The organism is Sphingopyxis sp., assembly GCF_040216815.1.
Taxonomy (GTDB): Bacteria; Pseudomonadota; Alphaproteobacteria; order Sphingomonadales; family Sphingomonadaceae; genus Sphingopyxis.
In genome coordinates this window covers 150,953-170,136 of sequence record NZ_JAVJOJ010000004.1, presented here as the reverse complement: position 1 = coordinate 170,136, position 19,184 = coordinate 150,953, and the positions used below count along the sequence as shown (strand labels likewise).

Genomic DNA, 19,184 nt, shown 5'->3' with positions numbered 1-19,184 from the left:
TCCCCTACCCCCTCCCCCTCCCAGCCTGGTCCTTCGCGCGCCATCGGCCGACGTCCGCTTGTCGCGACCGCCGCCATCATGCTGCTGCTGGTCGCCGCCCTTTATGCCTGGCGCGCGGCGCGCACGGGCGAGCCCGCCGCGGGCCCGATGCCTCCCATCCCCGTCGCGGCGATCACCGTCGCGCCGACCGACGTGCCCGCGGCGCTGGAGGCAGTGGGATCGCTCCGCGCCGTCCGCGAAGTGGTGCTGGCACCCGAAGTCGCCGGGCGCGTCACCGCCATCCGCTTTGCCGCGGGCCAGCGGGTCGGCGCGGGCCAGTTGCTCGTCCAATTGTTCGACGCCCCCGAACGCGCCGACCATGCCGCCGCCAAGGCAAAGGCCGATTTCGCGGGGCTGCAACTCGCCCGCTCGCGCGAACTTGCGCCGTCGGGCGCCGAACCGCGCGAATTGCTCGAACAGCGGCGCGCCGAACATGTGCAGGCGCACGCCGAAATGCGCCAGATCGACGCCCGCATTGCGCAGAAACAGCTTCGCGCCCCGTTCGCCGGGACGCTTGGCGTGCGGCAGGTCAATCTCGGCCAATATCTCAATCCGGGCGATCCGGTGGCAACGCTCACCGCGCTCGACAGCCTCTATGTCGATTTCGCCGTGCCGCAGCAGGATTTCTCGCGGCTGGAACCGGGCACGGCGGTCGAAGTCCTGTCGGACGCCTGGCCCGACCGCCGCTTCACCGCGCGTGTCACCGCGATCGAACCGCAGGTCGGAAAGGACACGCGCAACGTCATGGTGCAGGCGACTTTGCCCAATCCGGGCGGCGCACTGCGGCCCGGCATGTATGTCACCGCACGGCTCGTGCTTCCCCCCGTTTCCGGCGCGATCGTCGTCCCCGCCACCGCGATCCAGACCTCTGCCTCGGGCGACAGCGTGATGCGCGTCAAGCTCGACAAGAGCGGGCGCGGCGGCACAGCAGACATCGTGCCCGTCACCACGGGCCGCCGCTTTGGCGACAAGGTCGTCGTGACCAGCGGACTGCGCGCGCGCGACGTCGTCGTCGTCAACGGCCAGCTTCGCGTTCCGCCTGGCGCGGCGGTCACACTCGCGCCCCCAAAGGCTGCACAAGCAAAGGCAGGCCGCTGACATGACCTTTACCGACATTTTTATCCGCCGCCCCATCCTGGCGGTGGTGGTCAGCCTGCTGATCCTGCTCGTCGGCGGCGCGGCGATGTTTTCGCTGCCCGTGCGCGAATATCCGAACATGGAAAGCGCCACGATCGTCGTCGACACCGGCTATCCAGGCGCGACGCAGGATGTGATGCAGGGTTTCGTCACGACACCGATCGCGCAGGCGATCGCGACCGCGAACGGCATCGATTATCTCACCTCCACCTCGACGCTCGGCAAAAGCCAGGTGAAGGCCAAGCTGGTGCTGAACGCCGACGCCGACCGCGCGATGACCGAAATATTGGCGAAGGTGCAGCAGGTGAAATATCGCCTGCCCGCGGGCGCCAACGATCCGGTGATTACCAAGATGACCGATGGCGCATCGGCGGTGCAATATATCGCCTTTGTCAGCGACCGCCTGCCCGTGCCGCAGATCACCGATTTCGCCTCGCGCATCGCGCAGCCGCTGATCACCGCGGTTCCCGGCGTCGCTTCGGCCGAGATCAGCGGGGGGCAGACGCTCGCGATGCGCGTGTGGGTCGACCCCGTCCGCCTGGCCGCGCGCGGCCTGTCGGCGGGCGACATCGCCGCCGCGCTGCGCGCGAACAATGTCCAGGCGGCACCTGGCCGGCTCAAAGGCAGCGATACCGCGATCAACATCACCGCCGGAACCGATGCGCGCGATATAGAGTCCTTTCGCCAGATGGTCGTCAAACGGGTCGATGGCGGCATCGTCCGCCTGCGCGACGTCGCCACGGTCGAGATTGGCGGGCAAAATTATGATTCGAGCGCGCTGACCTCGGGACAGCGTTCGGTCACGATCGCCATCACCCCTACGCCCGACGGCAATCCGCTTGAAATCGTGAGGGCCGTCAAGGCGTTGCTCCCCGACATCCAGCGCGTCGCGCCGCCGGGAATGAAGGTGATCAGCCAGTTCGACGTCGCGCATTTCGTCAACGCGTCGATCGACGAGGTCAGCCGCACGCTGGTCGAGGCGATCGTCATCGTGATCATCGTCATCTTCCTGTTCCTGGGTTCGCTGCGCGCGGTGCTGATCCCCGTGGTGACGATCCCGCTGTCGCTCGTCGGCACCGCCGCGCTGATGCTCGCCTTCGGCTTTTCGCTGAACCTTCTGACGCTGCTCGCGATGGTGCTGGCGATCGGGCTGGTCGTCGACGATGCGATTGTCGTCGTGGAAAATATCCACCGGCATATCGAGGAAGGTCTGTCGCCCGTCCGCGCCGCGCTGATCGGTGCGCGCGAAATCGTCGGGCCGGTGATCGGCATGACGCTGACGCTCGCGGCGGTCTATGCGCCCATCGGCTTGATGGGCGGGCTGACCGGCGCGCTGTTCCGTGAATTTGCCTTCACCCTTGCGGGAGCGGTCGTGGTGTCGGGCGTCGTCGCGCTGACGCTGTCGCCGATGATGAGCAGCCTGCTCCTTCACAGCCAGATGAACGAAGGTCGGCTGTCGCGCGCGATCGAACATAATATGCAGCGCGCAACCGATCGCTACAGCCGCCTGCTCGGCGCGACGCTGGCCGCGCGGCCCGCGGTGCTGCTCGTCGGCGCGGTGGTGATGGGGGCGATCGTGATCCTCTTCACCGGCGCCCAGCGCGAACTCGCGCCGCAGGAAGACCAAGGCTATGTCTTTGTCCAGACGAAGGCGCCGCAATATGCCAATGTCGACTATACCGCCCGCTATGCGCATGAAGTCGAGCAACTCTTCCGCGGCCTCCCTGAATATGTCAGCAGCTGGTTCGACAATGGCACCGACGGGCTGAATAACGGCTTCGGCGGCGTCATCCTGACCGAATGGGACGATCGCGAACGCAGCGCCGACGACGTCCAGACCGAGCTTAACGCCAAGGGGGCGGGCATCACCGGCGTCTACGCCGCCGCCTTCCAGGCGCCCGCGCTTCCCGCTTCGAGTGGAGGGCTGCCGGTGCAGATGGTCATCCGTTCGTCGGACGATTTCGCGACGCTTTATGCCGCGCTCGACAAGGTGAAGGGCGCGGCGTGGCAAAGCGGGCTGTTCGCCTTCGTCGACAGCGACCTGGCCTTCGACAGCCCCGAAGCGCGGATCAGCATCGACCGCGCCAAGGCGGGCGAAATGGGAATCACGATGGAAGCGGTCGCCGACACGCTGGCGACGATGGTGGGCGAAAACTACGTCAACCGCTTCAACTGGTACGACCGGTCCTACGACGTCATCGCCCAGGTTCCCGCGGCGCAGCGGCTGACCCCAGACAATCTGGGCCAATATCACGTCAAGACCGCGTCGGGCGCGCTGGTGCCGCTGTCGACCGTGATGAAGATCGAAATGCGTCCCGAAGCCAATCGCCTGTCGCAGTTCAACCAGATGAACTCGGTAACGCTGTCGGCTATTCTGGCCCCCGGCGCCACCATGGGACAGGCCGTCGATTTCCTGAAAAGCCAGCCGCTCCCGGCGGGCACCAGCGTCGACTGGCTGTCGGACAGTCGCCAATATGTCACCGAAGGCGACCGGCTGACGATCTCGTTCGGTTTCGCGCTGATCGTCATCTTCCTCGTGCTCGCGGCGCAGTTCGAAAGCTTCCGCGATCCGCTGGTCATCCTCGTCACCGTGCCGCTTGCCATATGCGGCGCGCTGGTGCCGCTGTGGCTCGGCTACACGACGCTCAACATCTATACCCAGATCGGGCTGGTGACGCTGATCGGATTGATCTCGAAGCACGGCATCTTGATGGTGTCCTTTGCCAACCAGATCCAGAAACAGGAGGGGCTCGACCGGCTCGCCGCGATCCGCAAATCGGCGGCGGTCCGTATGCGGCCCGTGCTGATGACGACTGCGGCGATGGTCGCGGGGCTGGTCCCGCTGCTGTTCGCCGACGGCGCGGGCGCGTCGAGCCGTTTCGCGATCGGCATTGTCGTGGTGATGGGCATGCTCGTCGGCACCCTGTTCACCCTCTTCGTCCTTCCCACCATCTACAGCCTGATCGCCCGGGATCACCGCGCGCAATCGCACAGCGCGCGCGAAACCGAACTGGCGCAGGCGGAGGTCGCCTATGCGTAAGCTGCTTTCCCTACTCGTCCTTTCGACCGCCGGTTGCGCAGCCGGCCCGCATTATGCGCCGCCCCAGCCGGTGGCGCAGGCGGCGGCGGGCTTCATCACCGCCGCGGCCGGGGTCGACACCGCCGCCGAACTGCCCGCACATTGGTGGCGGCTCTATGACGACCCGCTCCTCGACCGGCTGGTCGAGGACGCGCTCGCCGCAAACACCAACTTGCGCGTCGCCAACGCCAATCTGGCAAAGGCGCACGCGGTTCTGGGCGAAGCACGCGCCGGACGCCTGCCGCAGACCGATCTGACCGCGGGCACGGGCTATGGCAGCGCGGCTGGCGGCGCGGCCCAGCCCGCCGGCGACCGGCAATGGTCGCACAGCGGCGGGCTCGGCATCGCGTGGGAGGTCGATCTGTTCGGCCGCGTCGGCCGCGCGATCGGCGCCGCGCGCGCCGACGCCCAGGCGGTCGAGGCCGCCCGCGATGCCGTCCGCGTCACCGTTGCGGCAGAGACGGCGCGCGCCTATAGCGACGCCTGCGCCTTTGGCGCCGCGGCGGCGATCGCCCGCACCTCGCTCGAAACCGCGCAGGACAGCCTGCATATCGTCACCGCACAGCAACGCGCGGGATCGGTCGGCCGGCTGGAGGTCGAACGCGCCGCGGGCATCGTCGCAACGGCCCGTGCCGCGATTCCCGAGGTCGAAGGCCTGCGCCGCGTCGCCTTGCTGGAACTCGCGGCCCTGCTGGGCCGTCAACCCGGCGATGTGCCTGCCGAGGTAGCGAGCTGCACGCGGATTCCGGCGCCGGTGGCGGCGCTTCCCGTCGGCGATGGCAACGCTCTGCTCCGGCGCCGCCCCGACCTGCGCGAAGCCGAACGCCGCCTTGCCGCCGATGCCGCGCGTATCGGCGTCGCGATGGCCGACCTCTATCCCCGTATCGAGTTGGGCGCGAACGGCAATTTCCTGCGAAACGACGATGTGCGGGGCAGCGACAGCTTCAGCTTTTCATTGGGCCCGCTGCTGTCGTGGCACTTTCCCAACATGGCCGTCGCCCGATCGCGCGTCCGGCAAGCCGAAGCACAGGGGAGCGCATCGCTCGCCGCGTTCGACGGCAAGGTAATCGGAGCGCTCAAGGAGGTCGAGCAGGCGCTTGCGCGATACGATGCCGGGCGACGCCGTCACGCCGCGCTTTCCGAAGCGCGCGACCGGGCACAGGCCACCTACGACCTGGCGCAAGCGCGCTATCGTGCCGGATCGGTGTCGCTGCTCGATACGGTCGTCGCGCAGCGGTCGCTGATCGACGCCCGCGCCACGCTGGCGGCATCGGATCAACAGCTGGGTTCAGCCCGGGTCGATTTGTTCAAGGCGCTGGGCGGGGGCTGGGGTTGAGAGGCGCGAGACATTAACCTTATCTTGAGCCGCCGCGACTATTGGCAAACCGCTGATAGACCGAAAGATTGTCCATGACACTGCGCCTGCTTCTTCTGATCCTCGCGAGCGTCAGCCTCTCCGCTCTTGCGCAGCTGACGCTCAAGATCGGGACCGCGGCGGCGGCCGATGGCCGGTCGACGGGCATCGGCGGAGAGATTGGCGGCCTCGTACAATCGCCGATGATCATCCTGGGTCTCGGTCTTTATGGCGTCGGCGCGCTCCTTTGGCTTTTCGTGCTCGGCCGTGCGCCCTTGTCGCTGGCCTATCCCTTCGTCGGGATCGGCTTCATCCTGACGATGCTGGCCGGGGCCTTCTGGCTCAACGAAAGCCTGAGCGTCGCCCGCGTTGCGGGAACGCTGCTGATCGCTATCGGCTGCGTGCTGGTCGCACGCTCGGCGTAACCCCATGACCTGCCCGAGCCCCGCTTCACGCTCCGCGACACGGGATTTCTCCCCGCGCGCCTGTTCGGCCCTGCTCGCCGCGATCATTCTTCTCGCCGCGGGCCTGAGAGTGGCGGGCACCTGGGTTCTGCAACATCCGCTGGACAGCGATCCGCTCGCCTATTTCACGATGGCCCAAGGCCTTGCCGATCGCGGCGAACTCGCCGACATGTACGGCCAAAAGGCTTTCTACAGCGCCGGCTACCCCTTGCTGCTCGCTCCTTTTTTCAAGGCATGGGGCAGTTCGGCCGGCGCGGCGATAGCGGTCAATCTGCTGTTGTGTGCGATCAGCATCTGGCTGATCTACAGGCTTACCTTTGCGCTCTCCGGACATCGCGGCGCGGGCCTGCTTGCGGCCGCCGTCTATGCGCTGTGGCTTCCCGGCCTCTGGAACGCAACGATGCTGGCAAAGGAAAATCTCTCCACCCCCCTGCTTCTGGGTATTGCCCTAAGCGCGATCGCGATCGCGCGCGGCGAACGCCCGGCAGGCGCCGCGCTGGTCGCAGGGCTTTTGTGGGGTGCGGCGCTGGTCACGGGGGGCTCGGCGCTGCTGCTTTGCTTCGGCGTCGCTGCCGCGCTGTTGATGCTATGGCGGGCGGGCGGGCACTTTACGCCGGCCTTTTCCGCGGGTCTGTGTTTCGTCGCGGGCGCCGCGCTGACGCTGGCACCGTGGCTCTATGCGACCAGCCAGATGGTCGGCCGTCCAGTCCTCACCACCAACGCCGCGTTCAACCTGTATCTCGGCCACAACCCCGCTGCGACCGGCAAGTTCGTGAGCATCGCCGACACGCCGCTGGCAAAGGATTGGGAGGCGACGCGGCTGCGCGTCGGCGAGATTGCCAATGCCGACCGCCTGCAAGCCGAAGCGATCGACTGGATCAAAGCCAATCCCGGCAGGACCGCCGAGCTGGCCGCGCTCAAACTCGTCTATTTCTGGCAGCCCAATCTGCCCGACGCCGACGACTTCGCGGCCTCGAAGCTTGTCGCGTCGATCCGCGTTCTGGAAGTCGTACAATATGGGCTGATCCTGCTGATCGGGCTGCTCGCCTTTCGTTCGCGGCGGATCGCGCGCGACGGGAAATGGATTTTCGCCACGATGATCGCGGGCTTCTGGATCGTCCACGCCGCCGCCTATATCATCGCCCGATACCGCGATCCGGCGATCCCGCTGCTGATCATCATGGCTGCCATCCCGGTCGCCGCCTGGATCGAGCGCCTTTCGGCGCGAAAGGCACCTTCGTAATGCCGCATGATCAACCCGCCGGCGCGGACAAACCGGTGCCGTTGTTCGTCGACGTCGACGGGACGCTAACGCGCGCGGACATTTCGCTCGAAAGTTTTGTTCGGATCGCGCGATCCGGCCTGGCGGCGATGATCGCGATGCTGACATGGCTGCTCGCGGGCCGCGCCATTGCCAAGACCATGGCGGCGCGGCGCGACTGTGTCGATGCCGCGCGGCTGCCCTACCGGCCAGAGGTGCTTGATCTTATCGAGCAGGCCAGGACCGAAGGACGCCCCGTCATTCTCGCGAGCGCAAGCCATTGGCGGCACATCCGCCGCATCGCCGATCATCTGGCGCTTTCGGATCCGGTCCTTGCGACGCGTGGCCGCGCCAATCTCAAAGGGCCTGCCAAGCTCGCTGCCATCCGCGCGCATATCGGCCAGGGCGCGCCGTTCGATTATGTCGGCGACAGCCGCGCCGACACATGCCTGTGGCGCGAAGCGCGGCGCGCATGGTCCGTCGGGCATGTCCCGCCACGCTCGGCTGTCCAGCGCCTCGGCGGACCGCAGCCCGGCGCGGCCCGATCCATTATCCGGGCGATGCGGCCCCACCAATGGGCCAAGAATGTGCTGGTGATCGTCCCGGCATTCACGTCGGGCGAGTTTATGAAGGCGGGCGTGTTGTTGACGGCGATGACGGCCGCGCTGCTCATGTCGCTGATCGCCTCGTCGATCTATTTGCTGAACGACCTGCTCGATATCGACTCCGACCGCGCGCACCGTAGCAAATGGAACCGGCCGCTTGCGCATGGCGACCTCCCGATACCCGCTGCCCTGGGCCTGTCGCTGCTCCTTTCGGTTCTGGGTCTCGCGGGGGGATGGATGCTGGGCGGCCCACAGCTGACCCTCTGGCTCCTCGCCTATATGGCGATCACCACCGCTTATTCCTTCCGGCTGAAAGCGGTGATGGTCGGTGACGCACTCATCCTCGCCTCGCTCTATACGATCCGCATCTGGGTCGGTGCGATCGCGATCGGCGTGCCGCTCAGCTTCTGGCTCCTGCTCTTCTCGGTTTTCCTGTTCCTGAGCCTTGCCTATCTGAAACGCTATGTGGAGATGCGCGACGCGATCGAGCCGCAACGCCTGCTCAGCGGGCGCGGCTATGTTGGCGGCGACCTTGACGTGGTGATGATGTCGGGCATCTCCGCCGGCATGGTCGCGGTGCTGGTCCTCGCCCTGTTCGCGCACGACCCGGCAACGGCCGACCATTATGCGCTGCCCGAAATGCTGTGGCTGCTCTGCCTGCCGCTGATCTATTGGCTCAACCGCATCTGGATGATGGCGCGACGCGGCGAGGTGGAAGGCGACCCGGTGGCCTTTGCGATCAGGGACAGGCGAAGCCTCCTCCTCGGCGCCGTGATGGCGTGCATTTTCGTCGCCGCTCTCTACGGACCCGCGATCTTCCAGATGATCGCCGATTGAGGACAGAGAATCACACGGAAATTCAAGGACATCCGGGCATCCATTGGCCAGACGATGCGGCGAGCCGCCGAACCAGCGGGCGCTCCAACGGCTCCGCGTCGAGTTCCGGCACATAAAATGGATGAAATCCGATCTTTGGTAGCGGAGGAGGGATTCACACGAAAAACATAAGATACTGATTTATAACAACGTTCTTGATCGTCGTGCCGATAATTCCGCTCAATCCACCCCCAATTTTACCCCTTCGCGACAGGCCGTGCCGAAATATCGACAGGCCGACATGCGCGATCCCTGCTACGCCCGAGAACGCGGCTGTTTACAGTGTGATCGCAGAAAGGACCGCAGACTATCGACAAACACCACGGTTGCACGGCCGACCTTGGCTGCCTCGATGTCGCCGGAAGCGATGAGCTGGTAGATCTTGGATTTGCTGAGCCCCGTCATCCGTACTGCGTCGGGAATGCGAACGCTTATCGGCCCAATCGGGGGCGCGTCGTCGCCATTCGTTGCAGGCTGCCGGGCCGACATCGGACTATTTCTTACGTGCCCGGCTGAACGAGCGGTCGCTCGCCAGGAAGCCGCTAAGCATGAATGGAATGAGGTCCGGTACGGACTCGCGTCGGCCGTAGGCCGCCTCATAGGCCTCGGCGTAGTCGTTCAGCGCTTCGATGAGATCCGGCATGACGTTGATCGTGATCTTAGCCGGCGTCCGATCGGGCAGCCTTGGCAGCTTCAAATCAGCCATGACGGCCTCCCCAGGGTCCGGGCAATATGATGTCTTTGTGCACGACCACCCGTAGCGGCCAGCCGGGACGCACGCGCAAGGTCGGCTGGATATTGAGATTGCGCGTGACGAGCTGATCGCCGGCGCGCGCGCCGCTCTGCTGCGCTGACTCGCGGATCGCCCGGACAAGGTCGCTTTCGGTGCTGCCGAAGCTCAATTCAGTGCCGACGCCCAGCAGTGTCGACAGGGCGACGCCCTTCAGAAGTTGCCAAGTATGCCGGTCGATCCGGTCGGACAGACCCGCATAGCCCTGCGTATCGGTCGCCGGCACATTGTCGATACGAATCGACGAGCCGTCGGGCAGGATAATCCGCTGCCAGACGACCAGCGCACGGCTCTGCCCAAACGCTACAACGCTGTCGTAGCTGCCGATCAGCCGCGATCCTTGCGGAATGAGCAGACCGCGCCCGGTCACACTGTCATAGACGTTCTCCGTGATCTGCGCGGTGACGAGCCCGGGAAGATCCGAGTTGAGCCCGGTTATGAGGCTCGCGGCAATGATGCTGCCGGCCTGCAAGGTCCAAGGCGATACGGACTGCGCCAGCGCGTGCGGATTGATGTCGTCGTCGCGATTGGCGTGGCCGACCAATTCGTTCTTGCGCCCCTGGGCGTTAGGATCTCGGTCAGGGTCGAGGAGCGGCTTGGCAGTCTCGGCCGATGCTGGCGGAACACTTGCATCGGTAGTCACCGGTGCAGGGGCGGCGGCGCGACCGCCGCCCGCCAATTGCAGCATGACGCCAGACTCGCGTGCGGCCTTCTGCTCAGCGGCGATGCGCTGGCGCTCGGCTTCGGCTTCCTGCGCGGCCCGGCTCACCGCATCGGCAGCGGGGTCAGGGGGAACCATCCCGCCAAGCTGCCGCTGGCGCTCGAGGATCGGCCGCCCGAGATCACCGGGAAGCGGTAGCCCGAGCTTCGGCACGTCGCCATAGCTCGTCGGCGCGCCCGCGAGCGCATCAGGCGGCGCCTTCGCGCCAACCAGCTTTTCATCGCTTCGTGCGATCAGGCTCAGGGTCGCGGGCTTGAGCGCCAGCCAGGCGACGCCGATGATCGCGGTCGAGCCGGCGGCAGCGATGGCGACGATCGCACCGCGGCGAAAACGGGTGACGCGGCCCGGCGCCGCGCGCAGAACGAGCGTTTCGGGGTCGGCTTTGGGCGCCGCGATCGGCGCGGAAGAAGCGGTTGGATCGGTCACGCGCCCCTCCCGGCCTTGCGCTGCCGGCTCTTCGGCTGGGCGGCGGTGATACGGACAATCTGCTGTTTCTTGCCGCCAAGGCGCAGCTCGGCGACACCGAACAGGCGGTCGACCACATAATAGCGGCCGGCGACGCGATAGTTGACGAGCTGGGCCTCGCCATCCTCGCCAATCACGAACAGCGGGGGCGCCTCACCCACGGCGATCGCAGGCGAGAACTCGATGTAGGTCTGCCGCCCATCGTCGAACGCGCGCAGCGGCCGCCAGGCCGGCTTGTCGCCCGAGATCGCATAGTTGAAGTTGAGGCTTTCGACCGAGAGGCCCGACGCGATCGGCGTCGCCGCCACGGCTGCATCGCGCTGACGCCGGAGCGCGATCAGCTCGTCATGTGGATAGGTCCAGGAGATCGCCGCCATCGCGGTCGCGGGCGTGCTTTCGAGCTGGAGATGGTAGGTCCGGCGATCGGTAGCAATGACAAGGTTTGTGCGTAGGCCCGCCGAAAACGGCTTGACGAGGATGTGCACGCGCTTGCTTTCGCCGATGCCGCTGGTGGTATCGCCGACAGTCCAGCGCACGGTGTCGCCGGCGGCGACGGACACAATCGTTTCGCCCGGCTGCAAGGCAATGTCGGTGATGCGCTCGGGCGCGGCATAGAGCCGGTAGAGCACGCCTTCCGCCCAGGGATAGACCTGGACGGCATATATATATCCCGCGCTCGACGGCTCGCGCAGTGCCGCCCGGTTGGCGGCAGTGACGCGCGCGGTGGGTGACGCGGGTTCGCGGCTCTGCGCAGCGACGCCCATGGCAAGCGCCATCGCGCTCGCCGCCAGGATGAGGGCACGGATCATTGGTCGGTCCTTTCGGGGGATGGTGCGGCTGCGGGTTGAGCAAGGGTCGGATCGAGCGGCGAGCCCAGCGGAATGTCGGTGGGCGGCGCGACCGGGAGTGATTGTGCGGGATCGGGCACGGCCGATGGTTGCGGCGAAGGCGGCCGGTCCTGAGGCGTTTCCAGTTCGCGGCTCCAGTCGATCGCGTCAACATAGAGACCGAGCGGGTTTTTTCGGAGCACATCGGCCAAGCGCGGCGGCTTGATCTTCACCGTGAGCATCGCCGTCCAGCGTGACGTGCTGGCGAGGCTTCCCCGCTCATATTGCTGCTCGGTCCATTTGACCTGGAAGCTCGTATCCGACGCGCGGACGACGCTCGTCACCTGCACCGAAACCGTCTTGCGCCCGACATCGGCGAACGGATTGGAGGTGCGGGCATATTCGCCGAGGAACAGTGACGCACGTTCGGTCGCGAAATCATAGGCTGATAGCCAGTTTTCACGCATCAATACCGGATCGAGCGAGCGCGCTCGAACGCCGGTGATGAACCGGCCGAGGAACCATGCGATCTGCGGATCGGTCGGCCGATAGTCCTTGGCGGCAGGCGCGACGGCCTGTGCTTGCCCGAGTGCATCGACCTCGACCACATAGGGCACGACGCGGCTTTGCATCGATTGCCAGACCAGCGCGCCCGACAGACCAGTGGTCAGGAACAGGCCGCCGAAGGCCATCAGCCGCCAGTTCTTCGCCTGTGCGCGAGCCGAGCCGATACGCTCATCCCAAAGCTGGCCCGCTCGTTGGTAGGGTGTCTCGGGTTCGGGCGTTCGCCCATAGCGCTGCAATGCGCGTCGAAATTTCATCGCTCAGTCCCTTTCCTTGATGTCTGGAGTGGCGCCAGCGCCGCCGCGGTCGCCGCCCTGGATTGCGTGGATCGCCATCTGGCGGCGGTGGCGAGCATTCTGGCTGGCATGAAGCTTCTGCGCCCAGGCGGGTGTTCCTTCAGCTGCGCCTATCGGCGCGGCTGCGGGGGCGGCGCCGCCGGCACGGGTGCTTCCTGCTTCCCATGCGGCGCGCTGCCCACGATCGGCGGCAGCGCTAACGCCGAGACCGCCGCTCATCCGGTTGGCAGCCGCGCCGCGCATGGCGGTCGCAACGCCGCCGAGGCCCGCGCCGACGCTGGTCGAGCCCGAGGTTTCCTGCCCGAGCTTGTAGGCAGTGGATGCGGCAGACCCCATCGATGTACCGGCGCGGATCGCGCCGAGACCGGCCCCCGCGAGACCGCGTGCCGCGCCGACGGCGCCAGCGCCTGCCATCGCAAGACCTCCGCCGGCAAGCACGGTAGTGGCGATCACCGATCCGGCGCCGAGCTGCGGCGCGCCGGCGACGAGGCCGGATGCGATTCCCGGGCCGAAGATGGAGAGGCCAAAGATCGCGAGGCTCGCGAGCATCAGCGACACGGCCTGTTCGATCGACACCTCGTCGCCGGTGATCGCACTGGTGAAGTCGGCGAAATAGTTAGAGCCGATGCCGACGATGACCGCGAGCACCATGACCTTGATGCCCGAACTGACGACGTTCCCGAGCACCCGTTCGGCGAGGAACGACGTGCGGTTCCACAGCGCAAAGGGCACGAGCACGAAGCCGGCGAGCGAAGTAAGCTTGAATTCGAGGATTGTGATGAAAAGCTGGATCGCGAGGATGAAAAAGGCGGCGATGACGACGACCCAGGCGATCACCAGCACGGCGATCTCGATGAAATTGTCGAAGAAGGCGATCGGGCCAACCAACTCCTTCGCCTGCTCGAGGAGCGGCCATGCTGCCTCGAAGCCGGTCCCGGCCAGCTTGCCGGGTCGCAATAAATCGTCAGCCGTAATCGCGCTGCCCCCTGCGGTGAGGCCGAGGCCGGCGAAGCTGCGAAAGATGATATCGGACAGTGTCGAGAAGCTGTTGAGGATCAGGGCGAAGACGCCGACATAGAGGATCTTTTTGAGGAACTTGGCGATGACGTCGTCTTCGCCGCCGAGCGCCCAGAACAGCCCGGCGAGCGTGATGTCGATGCCGATCAGGATCGTGGTCAGGAAACCGACGTCACCGCCCAACAGGCCGAACCCGCTGTCGATGTAGGAGGCGAAGGCCTCCATGAACTGATCGATGACATTCAGGTCATCCATATGGGCGGGTTCCTGCTTGAAGTTGAAAGGTGTCGCGGGGACCGGCGGCCATGAGAGGGGCAAGCCCTACGGCCCCCGCGACGAGACAGGTTCGGACCCGGGGGGAGCTGGGGGCGCGGTCCTCGCCTGCCTCAGCTCATTGGCGTGGCGTGTAAGCCTTGCCGTCGCCGAGGAAGCGGCGCGTCGACTCGCGTGCCTCGCGCGCGATCTGGCCCCGCTGCGCCTGCTCGACCGATTCCGCCCGGAACTGCGCCGCCATCATTTGCTGAAGCTGGAGCTGCTGCTTGGCGGTGAGCGCGAGAAGCTGGTTCGTGGCCTGCTGCGCCTGAAGCGAGCCTTCCGCGCCCTGGCTGCGCGCGACGATGTCGGCGAGCGCCTGCGTGTCGCTCCGTACGTTGTCGACGATGCGGTTCTGGACCCCCATCGTCTGGCGAAACGCGGACATCGCGGTATCGAGTTGATCGCGTGCGCGAGCCACACGCTGATCGCGGCGGAACACCTGATCGAACTCCTGCGGGTAGAGCTGGCGGAAGCGCTCGTCGAGCTGATCGATGCGGAAGTCGACGCCCTGCGCCTGGCCCATGAGCTGGTCGATCTGCTGGAGGCGCTGGCGAAGCTCCTGAAGTTGCGGGAAATCGATCCGGGACAGGTTCTTGCCCTGGTTGATCAGCATCTGCGCTTCGTTCTGGAGACTCTGGATCTGGTTGTTGATCTGGGCAAGCGTGCGCGCGGCGGTGAGCAGGTTTTGCGAATAGTTCGATGGATCGAACACACTGAGCTGGGCCGCGACGGGCGTCGAGGTCAACGCGATGCCGATACCGAGCGAGCCGACGGCGCCGAGCGCGAGAGCGGAGAGGCACGCATATTTGCGGATAGGGATACGGGGCACGGGAAATTACTCCTTGTCTTCTGGGGGGCGGGCGGCAGGGTGACGCCCAAGCAGGTCGGCCGCCCAATCGAGGCCGGCTTGGGAGAGAAAGGTCGCGGCGAAGTCGGCCTGGCCCTTTTCGGCCAGCACCGCGTCTATGCGCTTCTGGCTGTCGGGATCGGACGCGCCGCACAACGCCAGCGCGATCGGGCCTAGCCCAAGCTCGAACAGCCGGTTGCCGCGCGCTGATTGCAGATAATATTGCCGCTTGGGCGTCGCGCGGCTGACCAGTTCGATCTGGCGCGCGTTGAGACCGAAGCGGACGTAGACCGTCTGGCCCTGCGGCTCGATCGCCCGATCATTGGGCAGCAAGATGCGCTGCGGACAGCTTTCGATGATGGCCGGCGCGATCGTGCTGTCGGCGATATCGGCTAGGCTCTGTGTCGCGAACACGACGCTGACGTTCTTCTTGCGCAGCACCTTCAGCCACTCACGGATGCGCGCGGCGAACAGCGGGTGGTCGAGGAACACCCAGGCTTCATCCAGTACGAGAAGCGTCGGCCGCCCGGTGAAGCGCTCCTCGAGACGATGGAACAGGTAGGTCAGCACGGGCGCAACGACGCCCGCCTGCCCCATCAGCGCTTCAGTCTCGAAGCACTGCACGTCGGCGATCGCTAGATCGTCTTCGGCGGCGTCGAGCAGGCGGCCGAACGATCCTTCGAGCGTATAGGGCGCGAGCGCCGATCGCAGCGGTGCCGATTGCAGCAGCAGCGACAGGCCGGTGAGCGTGCGTTCCTCGATCGGGGCGGTCGCGAGATTGGTGAGCGCCGACCAGACGGCCTCCTTGATCTCGGGTGTGACCAGTACTTTCTCATGGGCGAGCAGCGCGCCGATCCATTCGGTCGCCCAGGCGCGTGCGTTGGAGCGATCGATGTGGCGCAGCGGCTGGAAGGCGATCGTTCGCCCGCCCACGTCATCGGCATGACCGCTCTCACCGCCAAGCCCGAGCGCGTGATGCGCGCCGCCCATCGCCAGCACGGCCGCGCGCGCCGAAAATCCCTTGTCGAAGACATAGACCTGGGAGTCTGGATATCGCCGGAACTGAAGCGCGAGCATTGCGAGCAGCACCGACTTTCCGGCCCCGGTGGGTCCGACGATCAGCATATGACCGACGTCGCCGACATGCGTGCTGAGACGGAACGGCGTCGAGCCGCTGGTTTCCGCATAAAGCAGCGGCGGACCGTCGAGGTGCGGATTACGCGCCGGTCCTGCCCATACCGAGGACAGCGGCATGAGATGCGCGAGATTCAGGGTGTGGACGATCGGTTGCCGGACGTTCGCATAGACATGGCCCGGCAGGCTCGACAGCCACGCCTCGACCACATTCATGCCCTCGCGGATGCAGGTGAAGCCGAGCCCGTTGACGATGCGCTCGACCGCGCGGACCTTTTCCTCGACGCGGGCGCGGTCGATATCGGCAACGGTGATCGTCGTCGTCAGATAGCCGAACGCGACATGATCGCCGCCGAGCGCCTGCAAGGCGAGGTCGGCATCGACCACCTTGTTGTCGGCATCGCTGTCGAGAAGCTGGACCGGCTGGTTGTAGATGACTTCGCGCAGCAGCGCGGTGATCGACTTGCGCTTGTTGAACCACTGCCGCCGCAGGCGAGTGAGCGCTTTGGTTGCGTCGGTCTTGTCGAGCGCAATGAAGCGCGTCACCCAGCGATAGCCAAAATCCTCATGGTTGAGTCCGTCGAGGATGCCGGGACGGCTCGCGTTCGGAAATCCGAGGATGGTGAGCGTCCGCAGATGCTCGTCGCCGAGCATCGGTTCGAGCCCGCCGGTCAGCGGCGTGTCGGCGAGCAGCCCGTCCAGATAGATGGGCGTTTCGGGCACGGCGACGACATGGCGGCGCGCGGAGATCGCACCGTGGAGAAAGGTCAGCATTTCGCTGTCGCCGAGCGCGCGCACCTCGGGCATGAAGCCTCTGAACAGGTCAAGCGCACGATCCGTCTCGGCGATGAAGCCGGCAAGCGCTTGTCGCCAGTCGCGGCCCTTCGCGTCGTCGCTGCGCTCGATCAGCGCTCGGCCCGCCGTGTCCGCCTGATCGGGCGGAGGCAGGAGGGTGAGCGTCAGATAATAGCGGCTCTCGAAATGCGCGCCCGCGCTTTCGAACGCCGCGCGCCGTTCCTCATCGACCAGCCACGACGCCGCATCGGGAAAGCTGCTGTCGGGATAACCCAGCGCTTCGCGCCGCTCGGCCTCGAAATGGAGTGCCCAGCCCGAGCCGAAGCGCTTCAGGACATTGTTCGCCCGCGCGCAGGCGGCGACAAGCTCGGCTTCGGTGGCGGATTCTAGATCGGGGCCGCGGAACCTGAGGACGCGCAAAAAGCTGCCGTCCTTGTTGAGCACCACGCCGGGCGCGACAAGCGCCGCCCATGGAAGATGATCGGCGAGCCGGTCGGCCTTCTGACGGTATTCGCGCAGATTCAGCATGACAGATGCCCCTTCTGGCGAAGGTGGCGGACAAGGACCGGGGCGAAGTCGGGATCGCGCTTGGCGGCGAACACCGCGAGAGTGTGCCCGAACGCCCACATGGCCAGCCCGGCGATCCACTGCTGGAGACCGAGTCCGAGCGCGGCCGCGATCGTACCATTGACGATCGCGATCGCTCGCGGCGCCCCGCCAAGCAGGATCGGCTCGGCAAGCGCGCGGTGCATCGGCGCCTCGAACCCCTCGATATGGCTGGCGCCATAGGAATTTGGCGCGTTCACGAGATGAGCGCCCCGCCGCCGAAGCTGAAGAAGCTGAGGAAGAAGCTCGACGCCGCAAACGCGATCGACAGGCCGAAGATGATCTGGATGAGGCGCCGGAACCCGCCTGCCGTCTCGCCGAACGCGAGCGTCAAACCGGTGACGATGATGATGATCACCGCGACGATCTTGGCGACAGGACCCTGGACCGATTCGAGGACCTGCTGAAGCGGTTCCTCCCACGGCATGCCCGAGCCGGCGGCCTGCGCGGTGGCGGCGAGCGCAAGCCCGAGGCCGATGGCGGCGCCGGTGAGGAAGATGCTCCGACGATCGGGAATACGGGCAGGAATACGGGACAAGCGCATGGTCATTCTCCTTGGGGTTCGAGGGCGTGGTCGGGAGTAAGGTCGAGGACGGCGTAGCCGCCGTCGGGATCGAGGCCGGCGACGCGCGCGATCGTGTCGACGCGGCGCGCGAGGCCGCGCCCGGCGATGAACACGATCATGTCGATGGCGTCGGCGATCAGCCGGCGCGGAACGGTGACGACGCTTTCCTGCACGAGCTGCTCGAGCCGGTAGAGCGCCGACACTGCCGAATTGGCGTGGACGGTTGCGATGCCGCCCGGATGCCCGGTGTTCCAGGCTTTGAGCATGTCGAGCGCTTCGCGCCCGCGCACCTCGCCAACGACGATGCGATCGGGGCGGAGCCGCAATGTCGAGCGGACAAGATCAGCCATCGTGACGCCGCCGGCTCCGGCAGTGCCAATCGTACGCGTGCGCAGCCCCACCACGTCGGGCGCGGCGCATTGCAACTCACGCGTGTCTTCAATGATGATGACGCGTTCGTCGAGGTGCGCCATCTCGGCGAGCAGCGCGTTGGCAAGCGTCGTCTTGCCCGAACTGGTGCCACCCGCGACCAGGATGTTCTTGCGCTCGACCACGGCCATCGACAGCAGTCGCGCCGTGTCGGCGGGCATGATGCCGTCCCGCACATAGTCGAGCAAAGTGTAGATGCGCGCCGCGGGCTTGCGGATCGAGAAGCACGGCGCGAGGCTGACCGGCGGCAGGATACCCTCGAACCGCTCGCCCGCGCCTTCGCCGTGCGGTGGCAGCTCGGCTGACACGATCGGCGCATTGCCATGAACCTCTGTCCGTGCGTGGCTGGCAACCAGGCGGATGATCCGCTCGACCTGCGCGGGCTCATATTTGGTGCCGGTATCGATCCGGCCTTCGCCGAGTCGATCAAGGCGCAACACGCCGTCCGGGTTCACCATGATCTCGATGACCACCGGATCGGCCAGCGCTGCGGCGATGGTCGGCCCCATCGCGGTGCGCAGCATCGCGCGCCGACGCCCTGCGGAATTATCGGAGCCGAAAAGCGTGTCGCTCATCGCCCACCTCCATTGTCTTTCGCGGAGGCAGCAAGCGTGCGCTGGCCGCTGGCGAGCGCTTCGCCGACGCGGGCAATGAACGCCTCGAAGCGGTCTCGGCCGATCGCACGCGCCGCTTCGTCGGCTTCGGCCAAAGGGGCCTGCACCATCAGTTCATAGCGGATGAACAGCGCCAGGCTCTCGAGCAGCACATGCCCGTCACGCTCGACACGCCCCAGCGCGAGCGACATGCGATCGAGCCGCTGGCTGAACTTGTTCTCCAGCTCGCTCGCCGCCTGCCGGTTGAGCCAGGCGGTGAGCGCGTCGGTGAGGATCGCCGATTTGGACGCGCCGGGCTGGCTCGCCAGCGCCTCGAAGCGGTGGCTCAGATCTTCGGGCAGGAAGAGCTGGTAGCGGACGCGGTTGGGTTTGATCGCGGCCATT

The 19,184-nt window shown here is 66.2% G+C and carries 18 protein-coding genes; 6 read left to right on the top strand and 12 right to left on the bottom strand.

Features of this window, described 5'->3' with window-relative positions; genetic code table 11:
- Positions 1-78 precede the first annotated feature (78 nt).
- The 6 genes from RIA72_RS04640 (at position 79) to RIA72_RS04615 (ending at position 8,776) form a co-directional block, all read left to right on the top strand.
- Positions 79-1,137, top strand: coding sequence for an efflux RND transporter periplasmic adaptor subunit (locus RIA72_RS04640; RefSeq protein WP_350031154.1), 1,059 nt, complete (start codon positions 79-81; stop codon positions 1,135-1,137).
- A gap of 1 nt (position 1,138) precedes the next feature.
- Positions 1,139-4,216, top strand: coding sequence for an efflux RND transporter permease subunit (locus RIA72_RS04635; protein WP_350031153.1), 3,078 nt, complete (start codon positions 1,139-1,141; stop codon positions 4,214-4,216).
- Positions 4,209-5,591: an efflux transporter outer membrane subunit gene (locus RIA72_RS04630; RefSeq protein ID WP_350031152.1), complete on the top strand. Its 1,383-nt coding sequence runs from the start codon at positions 4,209-4,211 to the stop codon at positions 5,589-5,591. The genes RIA72_RS04635 and RIA72_RS04630 overlap by 8 nt, the downstream gene beginning before the upstream one ends.
- Positions 5,592-5,665: 74 nt before the next feature.
- A complete protein-coding gene (locus tag RIA72_RS04625) occupies positions 5,666-6,034 on the top strand; it encodes a DMT family transporter (RefSeq protein ID WP_350031151.1) in 369 nt (122 codons plus the stop codon).
- Positions 6,035-6,038: 4 nt separating this feature from the next.
- Positions 6,039-7,316: an ArnT family glycosyltransferase gene (locus tag RIA72_RS04620; protein WP_350031150.1), complete on the top strand. Its 1,278-nt coding sequence runs from the start codon at positions 6,039-6,041 to the stop codon at positions 7,314-7,316.
- A complete protein-coding gene (locus RIA72_RS04615) occupies positions 7,316-8,776 on the top strand; it encodes a UbiA family prenyltransferase (protein ID WP_350031149.1) in 1,461 nt (486 codons plus the stop codon). The genes RIA72_RS04620 and RIA72_RS04615 overlap by 1 nt, the downstream gene beginning before the upstream one ends.
- Positions 8,777-9,070: 294 nt before the next feature.
- On the opposite strand, the gene RIA72_RS04610 is transcribed toward RIA72_RS04615, so the two are convergent.
- From RIA72_RS04610 to RIA72_RS04555, 12 genes are all read right to left on the bottom strand, one after another.
- A complete protein-coding gene (locus tag RIA72_RS04610; protein ID WP_051035681.1) occupies positions 9,071-9,304 on the bottom strand; it encodes a helix-turn-helix domain-containing protein in 234 nt (77 codons plus the stop codon).
- A 4-nt stretch (positions 9,305-9,308) separates the two neighbouring features.
- Positions 9,309-9,521 (bottom strand): DUF2274 domain-containing protein, encoded by a 213-nt coding sequence (locus tag RIA72_RS04605; protein ID WP_017499928.1) that lies wholly within the window; start codon positions 9,519-9,521, stop codon positions 9,309-9,311.
- Positions 9,514-10,752 carry a TraB/TrbI/VirB10 family type IV secretion system protein gene (locus RIA72_RS04600; protein WP_017499929.1) on the bottom strand — a complete coding sequence of 413 codons (1,239 nt, stop codon included), beginning with the start codon at positions 10,750-10,752 and terminating at the stop codon, positions 9,514-9,516. Before RIA72_RS04600 ends, RIA72_RS04605 begins: the two co-directional genes overlap by 8 nt.
- Positions 10,749-11,600: a P-type conjugative transfer protein TrbG gene (trbG, locus tag RIA72_RS04595; RefSeq protein ID WP_006635655.1), complete on the bottom strand. Its 852-nt coding sequence runs from the start codon at positions 11,598-11,600 to the stop codon at positions 10,749-10,751. Before trbG ends, RIA72_RS04600 begins: the two co-directional genes overlap by 4 nt.
- Entirely contained in the window at positions 11,597-12,439 is an 843-nt protein-coding gene (trbF, locus tag RIA72_RS04590; RefSeq protein ID WP_026108910.1) for a conjugal transfer protein TrbF, read from the bottom strand. The genes trbG and trbF overlap by 4 nt, the downstream gene beginning before the upstream one ends.
- 3 nt (positions 12,440-12,442) lie before the next feature.
- Positions 12,443-13,750 (bottom strand): P-type conjugative transfer protein TrbL, encoded by a 1,308-nt coding sequence (gene trbL, locus RIA72_RS04585; RefSeq protein ID WP_017499931.1) that lies wholly within the window; start codon positions 13,748-13,750, stop codon positions 12,443-12,445.
- A gap of 136 nt (positions 13,751-13,886) precedes the next feature.
- Positions 13,887-14,639, bottom strand: a complete 753-nt coding sequence (gene trbJ / locus RIA72_RS04580; RefSeq protein WP_017499932.1) for a P-type conjugative transfer protein TrbJ — start codon at positions 14,637-14,639, stop codon at positions 13,887-13,889.
- Positions 14,640-14,645: 6 nt separating this feature from the next.
- The gene (trbE, locus tag RIA72_RS04575; RefSeq protein ID WP_017499933.1) at positions 14,646-17,114 is read right to left on the bottom strand and encodes a conjugal transfer protein TrbE; all 2,469 of its coding nucleotides are present in this window, start codon (positions 17,112-17,114) and stop codon (positions 14,646-14,648) included.
- Positions 17,108-17,338 (bottom strand): VirB3 family type IV secretion system protein, encoded by a 231-nt coding sequence (locus RIA72_RS04570; protein WP_051035683.1) that lies wholly within the window; start codon positions 17,336-17,338, stop codon positions 17,108-17,110. Before RIA72_RS04570 ends, trbE begins: the two co-directional genes overlap by 7 nt.
- Before the next feature lie 50 nt (positions 17,339-17,388).
- Complete coding sequence (locus RIA72_RS04565) at positions 17,389-17,742, bottom strand: TrbC/VirB2 family type IV secretion system protein (protein WP_017499935.1); 354 nt, start codon at positions 17,740-17,742, stop codon at positions 17,389-17,391.
- The gene (gene trbB / locus RIA72_RS04560; protein ID WP_017499936.1) at positions 17,739-18,761 is read right to left on the bottom strand and encodes a P-type conjugative transfer ATPase TrbB; all 1,023 of its coding nucleotides are present in this window, start codon (positions 18,759-18,761) and stop codon (positions 17,739-17,741) included. The genes RIA72_RS04565 and trbB overlap by 4 nt, the downstream gene beginning before the upstream one ends.
- Complete coding sequence (locus RIA72_RS04555) at positions 18,758-19,183, bottom strand: YlcI/YnfO family protein (RefSeq protein WP_017499937.1); 426 nt, start codon at positions 19,181-19,183, stop codon at positions 18,758-18,760. Before RIA72_RS04555 ends, trbB begins: the two co-directional genes overlap by 4 nt.
- Position 19,184: the final 1 nt, after the last annotated feature.

Coding starts and splice junctions, on each gene's coding strand:
- RIA72_RS04640 (WP_350031154.1), top strand. CDS start 79: ATGCTGCTGCTGGTCGCCGCCCTTTATGCCTGGCGCGCGGCGCGCACG.
- RIA72_RS04635 (WP_350031153.1), top strand. CDS start 1,139: ATGACCTTTACCGACATTTTTATCCGCCGCCCCATCCTGGCGGTGGTG.
- RIA72_RS04630 (WP_350031152.1), top strand. CDS start 4,209: ATGCGTAAGCTGCTTTCCCTACTCGTCCTTTCGACCGCCGGTTGCGCA.
- RIA72_RS04625 (WP_350031151.1), top strand. CDS start 5,666: ATGACACTGCGCCTGCTTCTTCTGATCCTCGCGAGCGTCAGCCTCTCC.
- RIA72_RS04620 (WP_350031150.1), top strand. CDS start 6,039: ATGACCTGCCCGAGCCCCGCTTCACGCTCCGCGACACGGGATTTCTCC.
- RIA72_RS04615 (WP_350031149.1), top strand. CDS start 7,316: ATGCCGCATGATCAACCCGCCGGCGCGGACAAACCGGTGCCGTTGTTC.
- RIA72_RS04610 (WP_051035681.1), bottom strand. CDS start 9,304: ATGTCGGCCCGGCAGCCTGCAACGAATGGCGACGACGCGCCCCCGATT.
- RIA72_RS04605 (WP_017499928.1), bottom strand. CDS start 9,521: ATGGCTGATTTGAAGCTGCCAAGGCTGCCCGATCGGACGCCGGCTAAG.
- trbG (WP_006635655.1), bottom strand. CDS start 11,600: ATGATCCGTGCCCTCATCCTGGCGGCGAGCGCGATGGCGCTTGCCATG.
- trbF (WP_026108910.1), bottom strand. CDS start 12,439: ATGAAATTTCGACGCGCATTGCAGCGCTATGGGCGAACGCCCGAACCC.
- trbL (WP_017499931.1), bottom strand. CDS start 13,750: ATGGATGACCTGAATGTCATCGATCAGTTCATGGAGGCCTTCGCCTCC.
- trbE (WP_017499933.1), bottom strand. CDS start 17,114: ATGCTGAATCTGCGCGAATACCGTCAGAAGGCCGACCGGCTCGCCGAT.
- RIA72_RS04570 (WP_051035683.1), bottom strand. CDS start 17,338: ATGCACCGCGCGCTTGCCGAGCCGATCCTGCTTGGCGGGGCGCCGCGA.
- RIA72_RS04565 (WP_017499935.1), bottom strand. CDS start 17,742: ATGACCATGCGCTTGTCCCGTATTCCTGCCCGTATTCCCGATCGTCGG.
- trbB (WP_017499936.1), bottom strand. CDS start 18,761: ATGAGCGACACGCTTTTCGGCTCCGATAATTCCGCAGGGCGTCGGCGC.
- RIA72_RS04555 (WP_017499937.1), bottom strand. CDS start 19,183: ATGGCCGCGATCAAACCCAACCGCGTCCGCTACCAGCTCTTCCTGCCC.